Here is an 18,426-nt window from a genome sequence, read left to right as displayed (position 1 = left end):
CCTCTCCATGGATTGTCAGTGCGCGACCGCGATGTCCCGGCGCGCGAACCGCGGCGCCGCGGCTGCCACGAGCAGTACCGCCACCACCGGCATCACCAGGTGGACAGCGCGGAAGCCGGCGCCGATCGGACCGCCGCTCATCGCCTGGTCGAACGGCGACAGCCGCTGCCACGGCTCCAGCGCTGTGACCAGCTCCCCGGCCACGTAAAGCAGGTAGGCGCCGACCGCGGCCGCCGCGGCCGTACCGATCGCGACGGCGCGCCGGCCGGTGACCGCGCCGATGGCCAGTGCGAGGCAGCCGAACTCGGCCGCCAGCAGCACCATGGCCAGCGTCGCGGACAGCAGCGGGAGCAGCCCGATGCCCATGCCGAACAGCACCGACCCGGCGATCACCGCGGCGTACAGCACCGTGCCGAGCACCAGCAGGCCGGTCAGCAGCGCGGCACCCTCCTGCGCCAGCAGGGTGGTGGTGGTCACCGGGGTCACCAGCAGCACCTCGAGGGTGCCGGTCTCCTCCTCGCCGGCGATCGCGCGGGCGCCTCGGCCGATCGCGTAGGTCAGCAGCAGCACCGGCACCAGGATGCTGAACAACTCCGTGTTGACGAATCCGGTGCCGGTGCCGAAGTCCTGCATGTTGAACAGCTTCCGCATGGCCTCCGGATAGTTCGCGAGGAACTGCTGCAGGTCGGGCATCTTGCCGATGGACGGCCACAACGCCGTCTCCATCAGCACCATCAGGAACAGGCCGACACCCCATCCGATCAGGGAACGCCGCTGGTCGGTCAGGGCCTTGGTGAAGACCGAGCGCATCCGACTCACTCCTGTGCGTCGTAGTAGCTGAGGAACACTTCCTCCAGATCGGGTTCGTGCGTGACGATCTGCTCGACGCCGTACGGCGCCGCGATCCGCAGCAGTTCCGCGGTGTGCCCCTCGACGACCAGGTGCGCGGTGTGCCCGGTGACGGTCAACTGCTGGACCGCGGCCACCCCGCGCAGGGCGGCGTCCGGCGGCACGCCGGCGAAGGTCAGGTCGATTCGGCGGACCGCCTGCGCCTTCAGCTTGTCGACCTCCTCGACCACCGCCAGCCGGCCGCGGACCAGGATGCCGACCATGTCGGCGACCGCCTCCACCTCGTACAGGTTGTGCGACGACAGGAAGACCGTCTGCCCCCGCTCCCGGGCCTCCCGGACCAGCTCCAGGAACTGCCGCTGGATCAGCGGGTCGAGTCCGGCGGTCGGCTCGTCGAGCACCAGCAGAGCCGGGGCGTGCATGAACGCTTGCACGATCCCGACCTTCTGCCGGTTGCCGTGTGACATCGCACCGATGCGGACGTTCAGGTCCAGGTCGAGCCGGTCGGCAAGGGACCGGATCCGGGCCCGGTCCGGGCCACCGCGCAGGTACCCGAGATGATCCAGGTAGGCCGCGGCGGTCAGCCGGGGGTAGGCGGCGAAGTCACCGGGCAGGTAGCCGATCTGCCGCTGCGCCCGCTCCCGGTCGCGGACCACGTCGTACCCACCGATCTCAGCCCGCCCGCTGCTCGGCCGCAGCAGGCCGGCCAGCAGGCGGATCGTCGTGGTCTTGCCGGCGCCGTTCGGGCCCAGGTAGCCGAAGACCACGTCGGACGGCACGGTCAGATTCATCGCGGACAGGGCCGCCCGGCCGTGGTAAGTCTTGCTCAGGTGCCAGGTTCGCAGCGCGGTGGCCACGATGTCCTCCTCATCAGTCAGAAACCGCATCAGCGGACCGCGTCCACGTCGACCCGGCTGGCCGGCGCGACGCCGAGCTGAGCGACCCCCACGAAACGCGCGACGTCCCCGGTAGTCAGCACCCCGCACGGGCGGTCCTGCTCGACGACCACCAGCAGCCGCGCCGGATTGTTCAGCGCACCGATCACGTTCAGCAGCGGTTCGTCCGGGTGCAGGGCGCGCAACCGGGCGCGGGGGACCATCACCTCGGCGAGCCGGGTGATGATCCGGCGTTCCGGCGGCACCGCCGCCAGCGCACCGACAGTCAGCACACCGGCGAGCCTGCCGTCCAGGTCGACGATCGGGTAGGCGCGGTGCGGGCAGAGTCGGGCGGTGTGCGCCACGAACTCGGCGACGGTGTGTCCGGCGTAACCGCACACCGCCGGCCGGGACATCGCCGCGCGTACCGGCACGCCGTGCAACTGTTCACTCACCTCGGCGGTGGCGAGCTCCGCGCGGGCGGAGTAGCTCAGGTACCAGCCGAGCAGGATCAGCCACAGTCCACCCGCGGTGGTGTAGCCGAAGATCAGAATCGCGCCGAGGCCGGCGAGGACGAGACCCAGCATCCCACCGGCCTGGGCGCCGGCCCGGCGCGCCGCTCGGCGATCGCCGCGGATCCACCAGATGATCGCAGTCAGGATCCGGCCGCCATCCAGTGGGGCACCCGGCAGCAGGTTGAACACTGCCAGCACCACGTTCGCCGTGGCGAGCCAGGCGCAGCCGAGCCGGGGTAGATCCGAGCCGAGCAACCCGGCCGGGACCGTCGCGGCGGCGAACACTCCCGCGGCGGCCAGACTGGTGATCGGTCCGGCCAGCGCGGTGAACAGCTCCGCCCGCGGATGCCGGGCCTGCTCGTCCAGGGTGGAGACGCCGCCGAGCGCCCACAGGGTGATCGACTGGACCCGGATCCGGTAGTGCTGTGCGACCAGGGCGTGTGCCAGCTCGTGGCCGACCAGCGCGGTCAGGAACAGCACCGCCATCCAGCCGGCGGTCAGCCAGTAGGCGACCGTGGGATAGCCGGCCACCGCCGCGGGCAGCTGGACCGCCGCCAGGCTGTAGGTCAGCAGAAAGACGATGACCAGGACGGACCAGTGGAGACCCACCGGGATCCCCCGGACCGTGCCGAGCCGGATGCTCTGCCGCATGGCGGCCACCTTCTTCGCGTTGATTTGCCACGCCGCTCCCCGCCAGCGTCCCGCCGGGCCGGGCGGGCGTACCAGGGTCGTTGGTCCCGCCGGCCCGAACAGAGGAATTCGGAGCCGGGCCGCCCGCGGATGGTCGGGAGTCGGGAAGTTCACAGCCGCCCATCCAGGACGCCGGCCGCCGCGAATCCCGGGCCGAGAAGCACTACCTCGGAACGGGAGGAACAACCATGACGGTCAACCGTCCCCGACTACGCCGCAGGCGCACCCTGGCCGCCCTCGGCCTCGGCGCCCTGCTGGCCGGCGCCCTGTACGGCCTCGGCCCCGGCACCGCCACGGCGTCCAGTCACCGCGAGGCCCCGCTGATCGCCGCCGACCCGGCGGTCGACAACACCGACGTGTACGCCTTCGTCAGCCCCGACCGGCCCGGCTACGTCACGTTCGTCGCGAACTGGCAGCCGTTCTCCGAGCCCAACGGCGGCCCGAACTTCTACCCGTTCGCCACCGACGCGACCTATCACATCAAGGTCGACAACGACGGCGACGCCCGCCCGGACGCCGAGTTCCGGTGGAAGTTCAAGAACATCGACAAGCGCGGCAACGACACGTTCCTGTACAACAACGGCCCGGTCACCTCGATCGACGACGAGAACCTGCTCTTCCGCCAGACGTACACGCTGGAATCGTCGTTCAACGGCGGGGACTTCAAGACCCGGGTGGCGGACGCGCCGGTCGCGCCGTCGCGGGTCGGCCCCGCCTCCATGCCGAACTATCAGACGCTGCGCGACCAGGCCACCACCAGCCTGCCCGGCGGCTGGAAGATCTTCGCCGGTCAGGCCGACGACCCGTTCTTCCTGGATCTGCGGGTCTTCGATCTGCTGTACGGCGGGGACCTCTCGGAGACCGGTCAGGACACCGTCGCCGGCTACAACGTGAACACGATCGCGTTGCAGGTGCCGTTCAAGGACGTGGCGCTGAACGCCGACGCCGGCCGCAACCCGGTCATCGGGGTGTGGTCCAGCACCGAGCGCAACCGGGTCCGGATCACCGGCGGTGGCCAGTCCGGCGGCAAGGTGCAGGTGTCCCGGCTGGGCCAGCCGCTGGTCAACGAGGTGGTGGCGCCGGCCGGCCTGAAGGACGCCTTCAACGCCAGCGACCCGAGCCAGGACGCCAAGACCCCGGCGCTGGTCAAGCGGGTCCTGGAGCCCGAGGTGCCGAAGCTGATCGAGCAGATCTACAACATCCCGGCGCCGAAGACACCCCGCAACGACCTCTCCGAGATCTTCCTGACCGGGATCACCACCAAGGCCGGCGGTCCGATCAAGGCCGACCTGAACTCGCAGCTGAACAACAAGGACGTTCAGCCGTCCAAGTTCGTCCCGGCCGAGGAACTGCGGCTGAACCTGTCGGTGCCGGTCGCGAGCCAGCCGAACCGGCTCGGCGTGCTCGGCGGCGACCTGCAGGGCTTCCCGAACGGGCGGCGGCTCACCGACGACGTGGTCGACATCGAGCTGCAGGCCCTGGAGGGGGCGGCGCAGACCGGCAAGCTGGTCGACGCGCTGGCCGCCGGGGACAAGGTGAACGCGAACGACCAGCGCTTCTCCGGCCAGTTCCCCTATCTGGCCCTGCCCAACGGGGTCGCGGTGAACACCACCGGTCAGCGGGCCGGTCAGCCGCAGGGCAAGCAGTCGGCGTCCCCGGCGGCCGGGCAACCGGACCCGTCCGGCGGCACCGGCGGCACCGGCGGCGGCGCGCAGCAGCTGAGCGGCGTCGCGGCACCGGACACCGCTCCGGCCACCGTCCCGGTGGCGTACGCGACCGGCGCCTCCGGCCTCGGCCTGCTCATCGTCTTGGGCGGCCTGTTCGTCCTGCTGCGCTGGCGGCGCGGCCGGGTGACCAGGGCGGACGGCGATCCGACCCTCCGGTTCTGACCGTTTCCCGGGTGGGCGCGGCACCGATCCCGCGCCCACCCGCTCTCCCTGGGGGACCACCATGCGACGAACCCTCGCCCGACTCGCCCTGGCCGTCGCGCTCGCGGCCGCCCTGCTCGGGGTGGCGGCGGTGCTGATCCGGCCGCGGACCGGCGCCCCGGCCACGCCCGCCACCACGGTCGTTGCCCCGGCGGCCGCCGACCTGCTGGCCGCCCGGGTCAGCCGGGCCCAGCAGCAGCTGCGCGACGTTCCCGGGGACTGGCCGGGCTGGGCGGCGCTCGGCGCGGCCTACCTGGAACAGGCCCGGATCACCGCCGACCCGGGGCTCTACCCCAAGGCCGAGCAGGCCGCCCGGCGCTCGCTGGCCCTGCGGCGGGACGGCAACAGCGACGCGCTGGTGGTGCTCGGCGCGCTGGCCAACGCCCGGCACGACTTCCGGACCGCCGGGGCACAGGCGCGCGCGGCGCTCGCGGTCAACGGGCACGACGCTGACGCGTACGGGGTGCTGGCCGACGCGCTGACCCAGCTCGGGGACGCGCGCGGGGCCACCGCGGCCGTGCAGCGGATGCTCGACCTGCGGCCGGGGCTGGCCGCGTACGCTCGCGCCTCCTACGACCTGGAGCTGCACGGCCGGATCGCCGAAGCGGCCGGGTTGATGCGGCAGGCCCTCGAGGACGCGGTCGACCGGCACGACGTGGCGTTCTGCCGGGCGCAGCTCGGTGACCTGGCCTTCGGGCGGGGTGACCTGGACGGTGCGGCTGTCGAGTACGCGGCCGCGCTGGCCGCCGATCCGGGGGCGCTCGGCGCGCTGTACGGCAGCGCCCGGGTCAAGGCCGCCCGGGGTGATCTCTCCGGCTACCGGGAGCTGACCGAGCGGCTGCCCGGGCCGTCCACGCTGGTGGAATACGCCGAGCTGCTGCGGGCGGCCGGTCGGCACACCGAGGCCGCCGCGCAGGTGGAGCTGGCCGCCGCCGCGGACCGGCTGTTCACCGCGAACGGTGGGGCCGACGGTCTGGCCGCCGCCGCGCTCGCCCTGGCCCAGGACCGTCCGGCCGACGCGGTGCGGGCCGCCCGCGCGGAATGGGCCCGCCGGCAGCACCCGGACGTGGCCGACACCCTCGCTTGGTCCCTGCACCAGGCCGGCCAAGATCAAGAAGCTTTGGGGTACGCCCGGCGCGCGCTCGCCGGCGGCGCCCGCCCGGCCGTCTACGCCTACCACCTCGGCATGATCCAGCTCGGTCTCGGCCACCCGGCGGCCGCCCGCACCGAACTGACCCGAGCCCTCACCACCAACCCCCACTTCTCCCCGGTCGAAGCCCCCATCGCCCGCCGAGCCCTCGCCGCCCTGCCCGCACCGGCCGCCACCACCCCAGCCCCTCCCGAAGCCCACCGCTCGCCGTCTCCCACCACTCCGAGCAGCGCCGGAGGCACACGATGAAGAAATACCTGATCGGCGCGGCGGTCGTGGCTGCCGGCATCCTCGCCTGGCCGGCCGCCCCGGCCCAGGCGCACCCGCTCGGCAACTTCTCGGTCAACCAGTACGCTGGCCTTACCCTGCATCCGGACCGCGTGGACGTGACCGCCTTCGTCGACGCCGCCGAGATCCCGACCCTCCAGGACCGCACCCGAGCCGACACCGACAGCGACGGCACCCTGTCCCCGGCCGAACGCACCAGCCACGCCCGGTCCGAATGCGATCAGCTGGCCGCCGCCTTCGCGGTTTCGGCCGCCGGCGAGCGTCTGACCTGGACGCTGTCCGGTCAGAGCTATGCCGTCACACCCGGCGCGGGCGGCCTGTCCACCAGCCGCCTGGCCTGCTCGCTGAGCGCACCCATCCGCCTCACCGACCGGACCGAGCTGACCGTCGACAACGGCTACCGCACCGACCGGGTCGGCTGGCGGGAGATGACCGCCACCGGCGCCGGGATCAGCCTCGCCGCCTCCAGCCTGCCCGCCCAAAGCATCTCCGACCAGCTCCGTACCTATCCCCGCGACCTGCTCACGTCCGCGCCCGACGTCCGCTCCGCAACAATCCGGCTAGGCGAACCGGCCCCGCCCACCGAACCCAACAATCCGGGGGCAGCCGGGCCTGGCGCTCCCGGCGCGGCAGCAGAGCCCGGCGGTCCCGGCGCGGCCGTTGAGCCTGGCGGTCCAGGCGTGCCAGCCGAGCCTGGCGGTCCAGGCGCGGCAGCCGAGCCCGGCGGGCCCGGCGTGGCAGCAGAGCCCGGCCGTGCAGGCACGGCAGCAGAACCCGGCGGATCGGCGATCAGCGCTTCCGGCCCGAGCTGGCTCACCGCCGCCCAGACCCGGGTCGAGCAGGCGCTCGGCGGCCGCCTCACCCCGCTGGTGATCGGCCTGGCCTTCCTCCTGGCGCTGGTCCTCGGTGCCGGCCATGCCGCCCTTCCCGGCCACGGAAAGACCGTGATGGCGGCCTACTTCGCCGGCCGGCAGGGCCGAATCCGGGACGCCCTGGCCGTCGGCGGCACGGTCACCATCGCCCACACCGGCGGAGTCCTCCTGCTCGGCCTCCTCCTCAGCACCTCAACAGCCCTGGTCGGCGAGCAGGTCCTCAGCGCCCTCGGCCTGACCAGCGGCCTCCTCGTGGTAGCCGTCGGCATCAGCATGCTCGTCGCTGCCCGCCGACGCTCCACCGGCGCCCCACCGCACTCCCACCAACCACATGGCCATCACCACCACGGTCCGCACCATCATCACGATCACGGCCCCGGCCACAGCCACGGCGTGGGCCTCGGCCTCGGCCACAGCCACGACCTCGGCCACGGCCACAGCCACGGCCTCGGCCACAGCCACGGCCACGACCTCGGCCACGGCCACAGCGACAGCCACGGCCTCGGCCTCGGCCACGGCCACGGCCACGGCCACAGCGACAGCCACGGCCTCGGCCTCGGCCACAGCCACGGCCACGACCACGGCCCCGGCTCCGCCCATAGCCACGGTCTCGGCCACAGCCACGGCCCCGGCTCCGCCCACGGCCACGGCTCCGCCCACAGCCACGGCCACGAGCTTGAGCACAGTCCCGACCAGGGACACAGCCACGACGTGGGGCGCGGTGACCGGATCCGCCGGCGTCTCGGCCTGGCCGGAATCGGTCTCGCCGGTGGCCTGGTGCCCAGTCCGTCCGCGCTGGTGGTCCTCCTCGGAGCGATCGGCCTGGGCCGGGCCGGACTCGGCGTGGCGCTGGTCATCGCCTACGGCATCGGCATGGCCGGCACCCTCACCGCGATCGGCCTGCTCCTGGTGGTAGCCCAGCGCCGTCTGTCCCACCTGATCACCAACGGCCGCTGGCCCGGCCGCCTGGCCCGCCTCACCCACCGAGCCGCCGCCACCGCCCCCACCGCCACCGCAGCCCTGGTCGTCCTGGTCGGCCTCGGCATAGGCGTCCGAGCCATGGCCTGACCCCCAACCGCTTCCGGTACGCCCAAAGCCCCGCCTCGACTCCTCGTGCCGGTCGTCTCCCCATCGCGAAGGAACCGTGAAAGGCCAGCGACCGCTCCTCACCCGGTCCGCCGAAGGCCGGGCCACCGGCTGGTCCCCCCAGGGGTGTCTCGCGAGCGGCAAGGCACCCGTGAGCGCCAGCCGGTGGCAGTGAGGGGTGCGGGGATCCGAGGTTGGCTGGGCCTGGTTTGCGGCGCTCGGTGCTGGCTGTGTGTCACGGGTGTCTCGCGAGGGGTGAGGCACCCGTGAGAGCCAGCCGGTGGCAGTGAGGGGTGCGGGGGTCCGAGGTTGGCTGGGCCTGGTTTGCGGCGCTCGGTGCTGGCTGTGTGTCACGGGTGTCTCGCGAGGGGTGAGGCACCCGTGAGAGCCAGCCGGTGGCAGTGAGGGGTGCGGGGGTCCGAGGTTGGCTGGGCCTGGTTTGCGGCGCTCGGTGCTGGCTGTGTGTCACGGGTGTCTCGCGAGCGGTGAGGCACCCGTGAGAGCCAGCCGGTGGCAGTGAGGGGCGCGGGGATCCCAGGTTGGCTGGGCCTGGTTTGCGGCGCTCGGTGCTGGCTGTGTGTCACGGGTGTCTCGCGAGCGGTGAGGCACCCGTGAGAGCCAGCCGGTGGCAGTGAGGGGCGCGGGGATCCCAGGTTGGCTGGGGCTGGCTTGCGGCGGTCGGGTGCTGGCTGTGTGTCACGGGTGTCTCGCGAGCGGTGAGGCACCCGTGAGAGCCAGCCGGTGACAGTGAGGCGCGTGGCGGTCCGGGGTGGAGCGGGCGTCGCGGGACGGTCACGGGGTGGAGGTGGGTGCGGCGGGGAGGGGGCTTCGGGCGTACCCGAAACGGGTTGATTTTTTGGTGGGGTCCGGGGCGGGGCTGTGTGGGGTGGGGCGGCCTACTCTGGTAGGTGAGATTTCGGGGGCTCCACAGCGGAGGTGGCCCGATGGACAGCGACAGGGACCAGCGAGAGTTCGACCGGATCGTGGCGCGGCTGGTCGACGATTTTCCCGGCCTGGCCGGGCGCCGACCGTGGCCGCGGAGAGTCCGGGCGGCGGTTGCTGTCGTGGGCGGGCTGCTCTGGGGGCTGCTGTCGGTGGCGATGGTCGCCTGGGGGACGGCCGGGGTGGTGCTGACCGTCGTCGTGGTCGCCGCCGTCGCCACGCTGCTGATCGCCGACCACTACCGTCGGCGCGGCTGAGCCGGCGGGGCGCTGTCGCGTCCCGGGATCAGCACTGGTTGCGAGAGGACGGTGCGCCGCGGGGTGCGCGAGTGCATCCCAGTCCGGGACAGGCGATCGGCCCGGCCGGGCGATCCTGTCAGCCGCGGCGGTACTGGCGTGCCGCGGGATCCGGGGCGGGCGTGAAGCGGGGGGCCAGCGCGCTGGCGACGGTGGCCAGGGTTGCGAGCCTGCCGTCGAGGCCTCGGTCGCGGCTGAGGCGGGTGGCGACGCGGCGGGCGTCGAGTTCGAAGCACGCGAACGTGTCGTCGTCGAGTTGGTGAGCCAGACGCATCCGGTCGGCCAGGACCGCGATCGGATCGTGGCGGCCCCGCGCGCCACCCGTGCGCAGGGTGAGCAGGTGGGCGGCGTCCCAGGTACGGACCGCACGAGCTGCCCGGGCCGAGGCGGCGAACACCGCCTCCACGTCCCAGCCGTCGACGGTGACCTGACGCTGGATGCGATCCGAGGACCGGTGTGCGAAGAGCGCACAGATCCGGTCTGGTCCGCCGTTGCCGCCGAAGTGAGCCAGCCGGACAGTGATGCCGGCCGTGCTCTGGGACCGTTCCTCGCCGGTCGGTGAGCTGCCGATGACGTGGAGGTGATCGGACGGCGAGAGCGCGGCGCCGATGCCCGCCACGACGGCCTCCGCGCCGCGACCCGGCGCTCGGCTCAGGACGGCCAGATGCCGCAGGACCAGCATGCGATGAAGCAGGTCGGTGCGATCCGAAGCGGACAGTTCCGTTGCCGGACCGGTTCCCTGCGTTGCCGGGAGTGCCATGCCGATCTCCTCCTTGCGGGTGGGCCTGTGCCCATCGTCGGCATCCGCAGATCCGTCTGGGAGGGCCGAAGGTCGGATCATCAGCGGACATCCGCGTCGGCCGGGAGCCGATAGACCCGGGAGTCGCGCGCCCGGAAGCCGAGCCGCTCGTAGAGCCGGTTGGCGGCCCGGCGGGACGGCCGGGAGGTGAGGTCGACGGTGCGGGCGCCGTCGGCGCGGGCCTGCCGGACCGCCGCCCGGGTCAGCGCCGCGCCGATGCCGTTGCCGCGGGCCGCCTCGTCCACCACGACGTCCTCGATCCACGCTCGCAGCCCGGTCGGGATCGGGAACTCGATCAGGGTGAGCATGCCGGCCACCTCGCCGTCGGCACGCGCGACGTACAGGCGGCTGCCCTGCCAGCCGGCGATCCTCCGCAGCGCCGCCGGATCGGCCGGCCGGGCCGACGACGACAACTGGGGGAGCAGGCGGCCGACGGCCTCGACCACCTCGGGTGTGACGTCCCGGACGGCCTCGATCGTGATGTTCATGACTGGGCACCTTCGGCCGGAGGGGTCGTGGTCGCCGTCGGGGTGGCCGAGGTCGCCGGTGCCGGGCTGCTGCTGGCGGGCGGACGGCTGCTGGACGGCGGCGGGCTGCTCGACGGCGGCCGGGTAGTCGACGGCGGCCGGGTGGTCGACGGGCTGGACGTGGGCGGCCGGGGGCTGGGTGAGGTAGCGGTCGGCCGGGTGGCCGGCGCGCCCCCGGTGGGGTTCAGCGACGGTGGCCGGTGGCTCGGCGGCGAGGTGGACGGGGACGGCTGCGGGGTTCCGGGGAACCAGCCGAACGGGTCGGCGAAAGCCAGCGCGGCACCGGAGGCGAGCAGCGTCAGCAGTGCGGCCAGCACGGCGAGCAGGAGCCCGCGACGATGACCGGTGGGTGGCGGGGCTTCCGGCGTACCGTAGACGCTCTCCCGGGGGAGGACGACCGTGACGTCGGCGCCTGCCGGCTCGCCCGCGGCCCGGTCGGCGGCGGCCGCCATCGCGGCGGCCGACCGGAAGCGATCAGCAGGATCCTTCGCCAGTGCGGTGCTGACCACCGCACGCGCCGCGGCCGGGACGTCCGCGGGCAGGGGCGGCGGTGCGTCGTTCAGGTGCTGCATGGCGACGGTGAGCGGGTTGTCGCCGAGGAACGGTGGGTGCCCGGCCAGGCAGTGGTAGGCGACGGCGCCGAGCGCGTAGACGTCGGTGGCGGGTCCGATCGGATCGCGGGCGACCTGCTCGGGCGCCATGTAACCGGCGGTGCCGACGACCTCGCCCACCCCGGTGAGGGTCGCCGAACCCGCCGTCCGGGCGATGCCGAAGTCGACCAGCACCACCTCGCCGCCCGGCTGGATGATCAGATTGGCGGGTTTCACGTCCCGGTGCACGATGCCGGCCTGGTGGACCGCTTGCAGGGCGCGGCCCACGTGCGCGACGACCGACATCGTCTCGGCCGGGCCGAGCCGGCCGCGCTCGGCGATCCGCTCGTCGAGCGGCTGCCCGTGCACCCGGGCCATGACCAGATAGGCGTCGCTGCCGGACTCCTGGCCGTAGTCGTAGACGTCGGCGACGCCGGGGTGATGCAGGGCGGCCATGGCGTGCGCCTCCTGCCGGAACCGGACCTGGAACTGCGGGTCGAGCGCCCGGTCGGCGCGCAGCGTCTTCACCGCGACCGGCCGGTTCAGCGCGGTGTCGGTGGCCTGCCACACCTCGCCCATGCCTCCGGCGGCGATCCGGTCGTCGAGGCGGTACCGGCCGGCGATCAGGTCGCCGGGTACGTGCGGCATCGTCATGCTCCCTTCGTTCATCCGGCGCCGGCCGGGACGGCGACGCCGCCGGTCCGGCGCAGCTTCTGCCAGCGCAGTCCGCGACCGGTCAGGGCGGTCACCGCCGCGTGCAGCAGCACCAGGTAGAGGAATTGTCGGTAGGCGACCTGCTGCAGGGGCAGGCTCCACAACGGCCACAGCGGCTCGTGGTCGAGCCGGAAGGCGACCACGGCGGTGACCGCCTGCACCGCGGTGACGGCCAGCCAGGAGACCGCCGCCGCACGGCGATCGAGGACGACGAAGCCGTAGAGGGCCAGCAGATCGATCAGCGGTGCCAGCAGCGGCAGGACCACGGTGAACACGGCGATCAGCAGCAGCCCGCGGCGGCCGAACCGGCCGGAGGGACCACGGTCGAGCACCGCCCGGCGGTGTTTCCACCACGCCTGCATGGTGCCGAAACTCCACCGGTACCGTTGCCGCCACAGCTGGCGCAGCCCGGTCGGCGCCTCGGTCCAGGCCCGTGCCGAGTCCTCGAAGACCACCCGCCAGCCGGCCCGCTGCACCGCGATGGTCAGGTCGGTGTCCTCGGCGAGCGTGTCGGTGTGCAGTCCACCAGCGTCGGTCAGCGCCTGGCGGCGGAAGGCGCCCAGTGCCCCGGGGATGGTCCCGATGCAGCCCAGCGCGTCGTAGAGGCGCCGGTCGAGGTTGAAGCCGATCACGTACTCGATGTGCTGCCAGGCGCCGAGCAGGCCGCGCCGGTTGCCGACCTTGACGTTGCCGGAGACCGCGCCGACACCCGGGTCGGCGAACGGCTGGACGATGCGGTGGATCGCGTCCGGTTCGGTCACGGTGTCCGCGTCCACCATCACGATCAGGTCGTGGCGGGCGAACCCGGCGCCGGTGGTGAGCGCGGCCGCCTTCCCGCCCGACGGCGTCCGGACCACCCGGACATTGCCCAGTCCCAGCTGGCGAACCACGTCGCCGGTGCCGTCGGTGGAGGCGTCGTCCACCACGATCACCTCGACGCCCGGATGTGCCGAGAGCGCCAGCGAGCGGACGGCCGGCCCGATGGTCTTCGCCTCGTTGAAAGCCGGCACGATGATCGACACGGGGGCGGTCACCGGCGGTCCCCAGGACCAGGCCGGCGCGTGGCGGCGCCGGGCGTGCCCGGTGGCCACCACGATCAGCAGGATGGTGCGGGCCAGGATCAGCGACCCGGCGATGATCGTCAGGAGCTGGAGCAGCCGCATCGTCGCCTCCGTGGCCCGGATCGCCCATCGCAGTGCCCAGCCGCGGGAGGCCAGCCCGGCGCCGGCGTCCGGGTCGGCGACCGGGATGCTTCCGGTGAGGGCCGCCGAGACGGTGGTGAACCGGTAACCGCGCGGCTGCAGGTCGGTCAGCAGCCGGTCCAGCGCGGCCACGGTCTGCGAGCGGTCGCCACCGGCGTCGTGCATCAGCACCACCGCGCCGGCGTCGCCGGGCGGCGTCGCCCGGCGCACGATCGTGGCGACCCCGGGCCGCCGCCAGTCCTCGCTGTCCCGGTCGTTGAGCACGGTCAGATACCCGCGCCGGGCGCTGTCCCGCAGATCCGGGAGATCCGCGTTGTCGACGGCGTCGACCTCCGAGGAGTACGGCGGCCGGTACAGCGAGGTGGCCCGGCCGGTGGCGTCGGCGATCGCGCCCTGGGTGGCCGAGCGTTCCAGGCGACTCAGCCACGCCGGCAGCGCCGACATGTCCGGGTGGGTGAACGAGTGCACGCCGACCTGGTGGCCCTCCGCGGTGATCCGCCGGGTCAGGCCGGTGTTGTCGACCACCTGCGACCCGAGTACGAAGAAGGTGGCGTGCGCCCGGTGCCGCCGCAGCACGTCGAGGATCAGCGGGGTCCAGCGCGGATCGGGGCCGTCGTCGAAGGTGAGCGCGATCGTCCGGGCCGGCAGCCGGTAGGTGCGGGCCGGGGCACCGGACAGGTCGATCACCGGGCCACCGTCGCGGATCTCGGCCGGCACGGCGTCGAACGGGCGTTCCGGCTGCGGGGCGCTGTCCGGTACGAAGCGCACGGTCAGGTATGCCTGCAGCAGCATCACCGTGGCCAGCGAAGCGACCAGGGCGAGCAGCGCCAGCGCCCGCAGCGGCCCGGTCCGGCCACCGGTCAGCGGCGGTTCGGGACGGCGGGGCGGCCGGTAGACGGTCATCGCTACCGGCTGACCAGCTGGCTCAGCCAGAAGGCGAGCACCAGCACGAGCACCAGCATTCCCGCGGTGGACGACCACAGCCGCAGCCGGCGCCGCCGCCGTCCGCCCGGATCGGCGAAGACCGGAGGCGGGGGCTCGTCGAGGCGGGCCAGCTCGGTGAGCGCGCGTTCGATCGGCCGGACCCGGCCGGCCACCGGGCGGACGCGGACCCGTCCGGCCACTCGTCCCACCGGACGGGGCGCCGGCCGTCGGCGAGGTCGCCCGCGGCGGGCCATGACTCGACGCTAAGCCGTGCCGGGCGGGCTCCGCACGGTCCGGAAGTCCCCTCCTCGGTGCCATCGCGGGGACCAAAGACCCTGGTCGAGGCGGGGCGCCCGGGGTCAGGTGGAAGAAGAGCAAGGGAGGGGTCATGAACACGTCCTTCGCCCCGCCGTCGCGGAAGATGCTCACCGCCTGCGTGCGATCCGCCACCACCGCGCCATCGCTGCACAACAGCCAGCCGTGGCTGTTCCGGATCAGCGTCCCGCACATCGACGTGTACGCCGACCCGTCCCGGCAGCTGCCCGTGGTGGACCCGGACGGGCGGGAGATGCTGATCAGCGTGGGCGCGGCCGTGTTCACGCTGCGGGCCGCGGTGCGCGGCGCCGGTTACGACACCCGATGCGAGCTGCTGCCCGACGCGGATCAGCCGGACCTGGCCGCCCGGGTCACCGCCGCCCGGGCGCTGGCCGTCGACCCGCCCGCCGAGGCGCTCGCCGCGGCCATCCCGTACCGGCACACCAACCGCTGGCCGTTCGCTCAAGTGCCGGTGCCCGCCGACCAGCTCGGCCGGCTCCGGGACGCCGCCCGCCGGGAGGGTGCGGTGCTGACCACCGCCGACCCGGCCGGCCGGGACGCCGTGCTCGGCCTGGCCCGGCACGCTGACCGCTGGCTGCGGGACCAGCCCGACTACCGGGCGGAGCTGGACTCCTGGACCGACCGGCGCCGGCGCCACGACGGGGTTCCGGTGTGGTCGGCCGGACCGTGGGACGCCCTCGAGGTGATGCCGGTCCGGGACTTCGCGACACGTCCGCCACGCCGGCCGGTCGTGGAGCCGTTCGAGCCCTATCCGACGATCATGGTGCTGGCCACCGCCGCGGACACCCGCCTCGACTGGTTGCGCGCCGGGCAGGCGTTGCAGCGCGTGCTGCTGACCGCGACCTGGCTCGGGCTGGCCACCATGCCGATCAGCCAGCCGATCGAGGCTCCCGCGGTCCGCGAGGCGCTGGCCGCCCGGACCCCGGGCATGGCGCCGCAGCTGGTGTTGCGGGTCGGTTACGGCCGGGTGCAGGCGGCCGGGGGCAGTCCGCGCCGGCCGCTGTCCGAGGTGCTGCTCCGCGCGGCCGATGGTCCCCGGCCCGCGGGTCCAACCGTCCTGCCGTTCCCGTCGCCGTCGACATAGCGTCGGAGGTGGAGGGATCGATGATGAGGACGTGGCATGTCAGTGACGTGATGACCCGTGATGTCGTCGCGGTCGGCCCGGACGCGTCGTACCGGGAGTTGGTCGCCCTGATGGCGGCCCACCGGATCAACGCGCTACCGGTGATCGACGCCGGGCGGCGGGTCCTCGGCGTGGTGTCCGAGTCGGACCTGCTCCACAAGATCGAGTATCGGGGAGCGGCTCGACCACGCTGGTTCGAGCGGCGCGAGCGGGCCGCGCGCCGCAAGGCCGGCGGGCTGACCGCCGGCGAGCTGATGACCGCGCCGGCCGAGGTGGTGCTGCCGACGACCGGTATCCGTACGGCCGCCCGCCGGATGGACCAGACCCACGTCAAGCAGATGCCGGTGGAGGACCCACTCGGCCGCCTGATCGGCATCGTCAGCCGCAGCGACCTGCTCAAGGAGCACCTGCGCCCGGACGCCGAGATCCTCGCCGACGCGCGCGCGGCGGTCGACGAGGTCACCTGCGCGGAGAACACTTGTCAGGTCGACGTGACGGTCGAGCGGGGTGTGGTGACGTTGACCGGCCGGGTCGAGCGACGGTCCACGGTGGCCCTGACCGAGCGCCTGGTCCGCCTGACGCCCGGGGTGCTCGACGTCGACACCCGGCTCGAGTTCGGCTTCGACGACCACCAGCTGGCCCGCCGGGCCCCCGCGCACATCGCCGGTTGACCCGGTCGTCTGCAGAGGGGGCAGAGTCGTGAACACCTCGGCTGGCCAGCGCATTCTGATCGGCTACGACGGATCTGTGCCGGCGGCTGCCGCGATCGAGGTCGCGGCCCGGCTGCTGCCGGTCGCCGCGGTGTCGATCACCCACGTGTGGACACCGCCGTTCGGCAGCGAAGCGTTGCGCCACCGGCTGTGGCGCGGCACCTACGCGGTCAACGAGTTCGTCGCCGCCATCGAACGCGAGGGCGAGGCGGAGGCCAGCCGTCTCGCCGCGATGGGCGCCACCCTGGCCGTGGCACCCGGCCGGGAGACGACGACATTGGTCCGGCGCACCTATGGCGGGGAAGGGCTGCAACTGGCGGAGATCGCCGGAGAGATCGGCGCCGACCTGATCGTGGTCGGGTCCCGCGGGCTCGGCGGCGCCCGCGCGGTGCTCGGCAGTGTCTCCGACATGACGGTGCACTACGCGCCCTGCCCGGTTCTGGTCGTGCCGCACCCGTTGCTGCAGGCCGAGCGAGAAGCCCTGGACAGTGGTCCGATTCTGGTCGGCTGGGACGGCTCACCTGGCGCTGCCGTCGCCGCCGAGACGGCAGCGTGGATGTTCGCGGACCGCCGGGTGATCCCGGTGTTCGTGCACGACGGGGAGACGCCGGACGGGACACCGCCCGCCGGCCTGGTGACCCTGCCCGATCACGGCATGGCCGTGGAGCACGGACGGGCGATCGGCCGGGCCCTGACCGCCGAGGCCCGCAGCCGTCAAGCGGCGATGCTGGTGGTGGGCTCGCTCGGGCATTCCGCGGTCCGGGAGATCCTGCTGGGTAGCGTGACCATGGCCACGCTGCATCATGCCTTCCGCCCGGTGCTGGTGGTGCCGCACGGCTACGCGACGAAGCGAGCAGAATTTCTGCATGGGTAGTGCATATACTGACGGCTGCCGTGCGTCGCTCGGGAGGTGTGACATGGCTGTCGATCCCACCGGCGAGGACCTCGCCGCCTTCGTCAGCGCGGATCCGGACGCCCCGGTGGTGATGCTGAACCTGCTCCGCTTCGCGGACGGCGGACGTGCGCTCTACCGGCAGTACAGCGAGGCCTTCCAACGGACCATCGCGCCGAAGTACGGGGTGGAGGTGGTCTACGCCGGCGACGGTGGGTCGCCGCTGGTCGCCGAGGCGGGTCAGCAGTGGGATGCCGTGCTTCTCGTTCGCTATCCGAGCCGCCGGGCGTTCAGCCGGATGGTCGCCGACCCGGAGTACCAGCAGATCACCCATCTGCGGACCCGAGCGCTGACCGAGGCGGTGTTGCAGCCGACCTGCCCGTGGGGTGGTGCCTGAGCGCCGTCGGCGCCGTCGATGATCGGGCACCGGCCCAGGTCTCCCGGCCCCGCCCGGCAGGACCTTGGTCTCTGCTGATCGAGGCTCTGGCGGACCAGAGTTGATATCGAAGGAGGTGGAGGTCATGCTCTACCTGGTCCTGTTCACTCTGATCCTGTTGACGACCGCCGTGTTCGCCGCATGGCCGGCGTTCCACGCGGCGACGCCGGGTGGCGCCACCACATCCGTCGACGGCGACAGGTCGCCGGCGCGGGCCACCACGCTGGAAGGCGCGCTCACCGCACAGCTCGTCCGCGGTGAGATCAACCGCGAGCAGTACCAGCGTGCGCTGGAACGGCTGGCCGCCCGGGACGAGGCGGAGCATCCGCTGTCGGTGCCGGAGAAGGGTGACTCCAGCGCGGGCGCGTGAATCACCAGGTGACCGTGACCGGACGCACGGCCGGTGGCCGTGCGTCCGGCCGTACCCGAAGCGTCAGGCGGCGGTCAGAGCCTCGCCCTGCAGGAGACCGACGGCGTTGCCGGCCGGGTCCCGGAACAGCGCGAACGACAGCGAGTCGTTGATCCTGGTGGGCGGGACCATCACGGACCCGCCGAGTCCGCTGATCGTTTCCAGTGCGGCGTCCATGTCCAGGACGTCGATGTAGACCGTCACGTACGGCAACATCCGCTCCCGGGTCTGCATCAGGCCGCCGCCGATGCCGCTGCCTCGCGGCCGGACCAG

The 18,426-nt window shown here is 73.2% G+C and carries 18 protein-coding genes; 9 read left to right on the top strand and 9 right to left on the bottom strand.

Features of this window, described 5'->3' with window-relative positions; genetic code table 11:
- Positions 1-15: 15 nt before the first annotated feature.
- From BJY16_RS31095 to BJY16_RS31085, 3 genes are read right to left on the bottom strand one after another with little or no spacing between them, the layout of a single operon-like run.
- Positions 16-810 carry an ABC transporter permease subunit gene (locus BJY16_RS31095; protein ID WP_185043099.1) on the bottom strand — a complete coding sequence of 265 codons (795 nt, stop codon included), beginning with the start codon at positions 808-810 and terminating at the stop codon, positions 16-18.
- A 5-nt stretch (positions 811-815) separates the two neighbouring features.
- Positions 816-1,736 (bottom strand): ABC transporter ATP-binding protein, encoded by a 921-nt coding sequence (locus BJY16_RS31090; protein WP_185043098.1) that lies wholly within the window; start codon positions 1,734-1,736, stop codon positions 816-818.
- The gene (locus BJY16_RS31085; RefSeq protein WP_185043097.1) at positions 1,736-2,890 is read right to left on the bottom strand and encodes a site-2 protease family protein; all 1,155 of its coding nucleotides are present in this window, start codon (positions 2,888-2,890) and stop codon (positions 1,736-1,738) included. Before BJY16_RS31085 ends, BJY16_RS31090 begins: the two co-directional genes overlap by 1 nt.
- A gap of 227 nt (positions 2,891-3,117) precedes the next feature.
- On the opposite strand from BJY16_RS31085, the gene BJY16_RS31080 reads away from it, so the two are divergent.
- The 4 genes from BJY16_RS31080 (at position 3,118) to BJY16_RS31065 (ending at position 9,452) form a co-directional block, all read left to right on the top strand.
- Positions 3,118-4,818: a DUF4331 domain-containing protein gene (locus tag BJY16_RS31080; RefSeq protein ID WP_185043096.1), complete on the top strand. Its 1,701-nt coding sequence runs from the start codon at positions 3,118-3,120 to the stop codon at positions 4,816-4,818.
- 61 nt (positions 4,819-4,879) lie between these two features.
- Complete coding sequence (locus BJY16_RS31075) at positions 4,880-6,256, top strand: tetratricopeptide repeat protein (protein WP_185043095.1); 1,377 nt, start codon at positions 4,880-4,882, stop codon at positions 6,254-6,256.
- Positions 6,253-8,235: a sulfite exporter TauE/SafE family protein gene (locus tag BJY16_RS31070; RefSeq protein WP_185043094.1), complete on the top strand. Its 1,983-nt coding sequence runs from the start codon at positions 6,253-6,255 to the stop codon at positions 8,233-8,235. Before BJY16_RS31075 ends, BJY16_RS31070 begins: the two co-directional genes overlap by 4 nt.
- 962 nt (positions 8,236-9,197) lie before the next feature.
- Complete coding sequence (locus tag BJY16_RS31065) at positions 9,198-9,452, top strand: DUF3040 domain-containing protein (protein ID WP_185043093.1); 255 nt, start codon at positions 9,198-9,200, stop codon at positions 9,450-9,452.
- A gap of 118 nt (positions 9,453-9,570) precedes the next feature.
- On the opposite strand, the gene BJY16_RS31060 is transcribed toward BJY16_RS31065, so the two are convergent.
- The 5 genes from BJY16_RS31060 to BJY16_RS31040 all read right to left on the bottom strand — a co-directional run bounded on the left by BJY16_RS31060 (position 9,571) and on the right by BJY16_RS31040 (position 14,447).
- Positions 9,571-10,251, bottom strand: coding sequence for a hypothetical protein (locus BJY16_RS31060; RefSeq protein ID WP_185043092.1), 681 nt, complete (start codon positions 10,249-10,251; stop codon positions 9,571-9,573).
- Between the two features lie 80 nt (positions 10,252-10,331).
- On the bottom strand, positions 10,332-10,778 hold the full coding sequence (locus tag BJY16_RS31055; protein WP_185043091.1) for a GNAT family N-acetyltransferase: 447 nt from the start codon (positions 10,776-10,778) through the stop codon (positions 10,332-10,334).
- A complete protein-coding gene (locus BJY16_RS31050) occupies positions 10,775-12,061 on the bottom strand; it encodes a serine/threonine-protein kinase (protein WP_260418329.1) in 1,287 nt (428 codons plus the stop codon). The genes BJY16_RS31055 and BJY16_RS31050 overlap by 4 nt, the downstream gene beginning before the upstream one ends.
- Before the next feature lie 11 nt (positions 12,062-12,072).
- Positions 12,073-14,226 carry a bifunctional polysaccharide deacetylase/glycosyltransferase family 2 protein gene (locus BJY16_RS31045; protein ID WP_185043090.1) on the bottom strand — a complete coding sequence of 718 codons (2,154 nt, stop codon included), beginning with the start codon at positions 14,224-14,226 and terminating at the stop codon, positions 12,073-12,075.
- A gap of 2 nt (positions 14,227-14,228) precedes the next feature.
- Positions 14,229-14,447: a hypothetical protein gene (locus BJY16_RS31040; RefSeq protein WP_185043089.1), complete on the bottom strand. Its 219-nt coding sequence runs from the start codon at positions 14,445-14,447 to the stop codon at positions 14,229-14,231.
- A 188-nt stretch (positions 14,448-14,635) separates the two neighbouring features.
- On the opposite strand from BJY16_RS31040, the gene BJY16_RS31035 reads away from it, so the two are divergent.
- The 5 genes from BJY16_RS31035 (at position 14,636) to BJY16_RS31015 (ending at position 18,114) form a co-directional block, all read left to right on the top strand.
- Positions 14,636-15,667, top strand: coding sequence for an Acg family FMN-binding oxidoreductase (locus tag BJY16_RS31035; protein WP_185043088.1), 1,032 nt, complete (start codon positions 14,636-14,638; stop codon positions 15,665-15,667).
- 23 nt (positions 15,668-15,690) lie between these two features.
- Positions 15,691-16,377, top strand: a complete 687-nt coding sequence (locus BJY16_RS31030) for a CBS domain-containing protein (protein WP_185043087.1) — start codon at positions 15,691-15,693, stop codon at positions 16,375-16,377.
- A 28-nt stretch (positions 16,378-16,405) separates the two neighbouring features.
- On the top strand, positions 16,406-17,290 hold the full coding sequence (locus BJY16_RS31025) for a universal stress protein (protein ID WP_185043086.1): 885 nt from the start codon (positions 16,406-16,408) through the stop codon (positions 17,288-17,290).
- A gap of 43 nt (positions 17,291-17,333) precedes the next feature.
- A complete protein-coding gene (locus BJY16_RS31020) occupies positions 17,334-17,705 on the top strand; it encodes a DUF1330 domain-containing protein (protein ID WP_185043085.1) in 372 nt (123 codons plus the stop codon).
- 124 nt (positions 17,706-17,829) lie between these two features.
- Positions 17,830-18,114, top strand: coding sequence for an SHOCT domain-containing protein (locus BJY16_RS31015; RefSeq protein WP_185043084.1), 285 nt, complete (start codon positions 17,830-17,832; stop codon positions 18,112-18,114).
- Positions 18,115-18,177: 63 nt separating this feature from the next.
- Here BJY16_RS31015 and BJY16_RS31010 read toward each other — a convergent pair whose 3' ends face one another.
- The gene (locus BJY16_RS31010) at positions 18,178-18,387 is read right to left on the bottom strand and encodes a VOC family protein (protein WP_185043083.1); all 210 of its coding nucleotides are present in this window, start codon (positions 18,385-18,387) and stop codon (positions 18,178-18,180) included.
- Positions 18,388-18,426 lie beyond the last annotated feature (39 nt).

It is taken from the genome of Actinoplanes octamycinicus (assembly GCF_014205225.1).
Lineage (GTDB): Bacteria > Actinomycetota > Actinomycetes > Mycobacteriales > Micromonosporaceae > Actinoplanes > Actinoplanes octamycinicus.
Note: the sequence above shows the minus strand (reverse complement) of the source record. Positions and strands in the feature narration are given on the sequence as shown.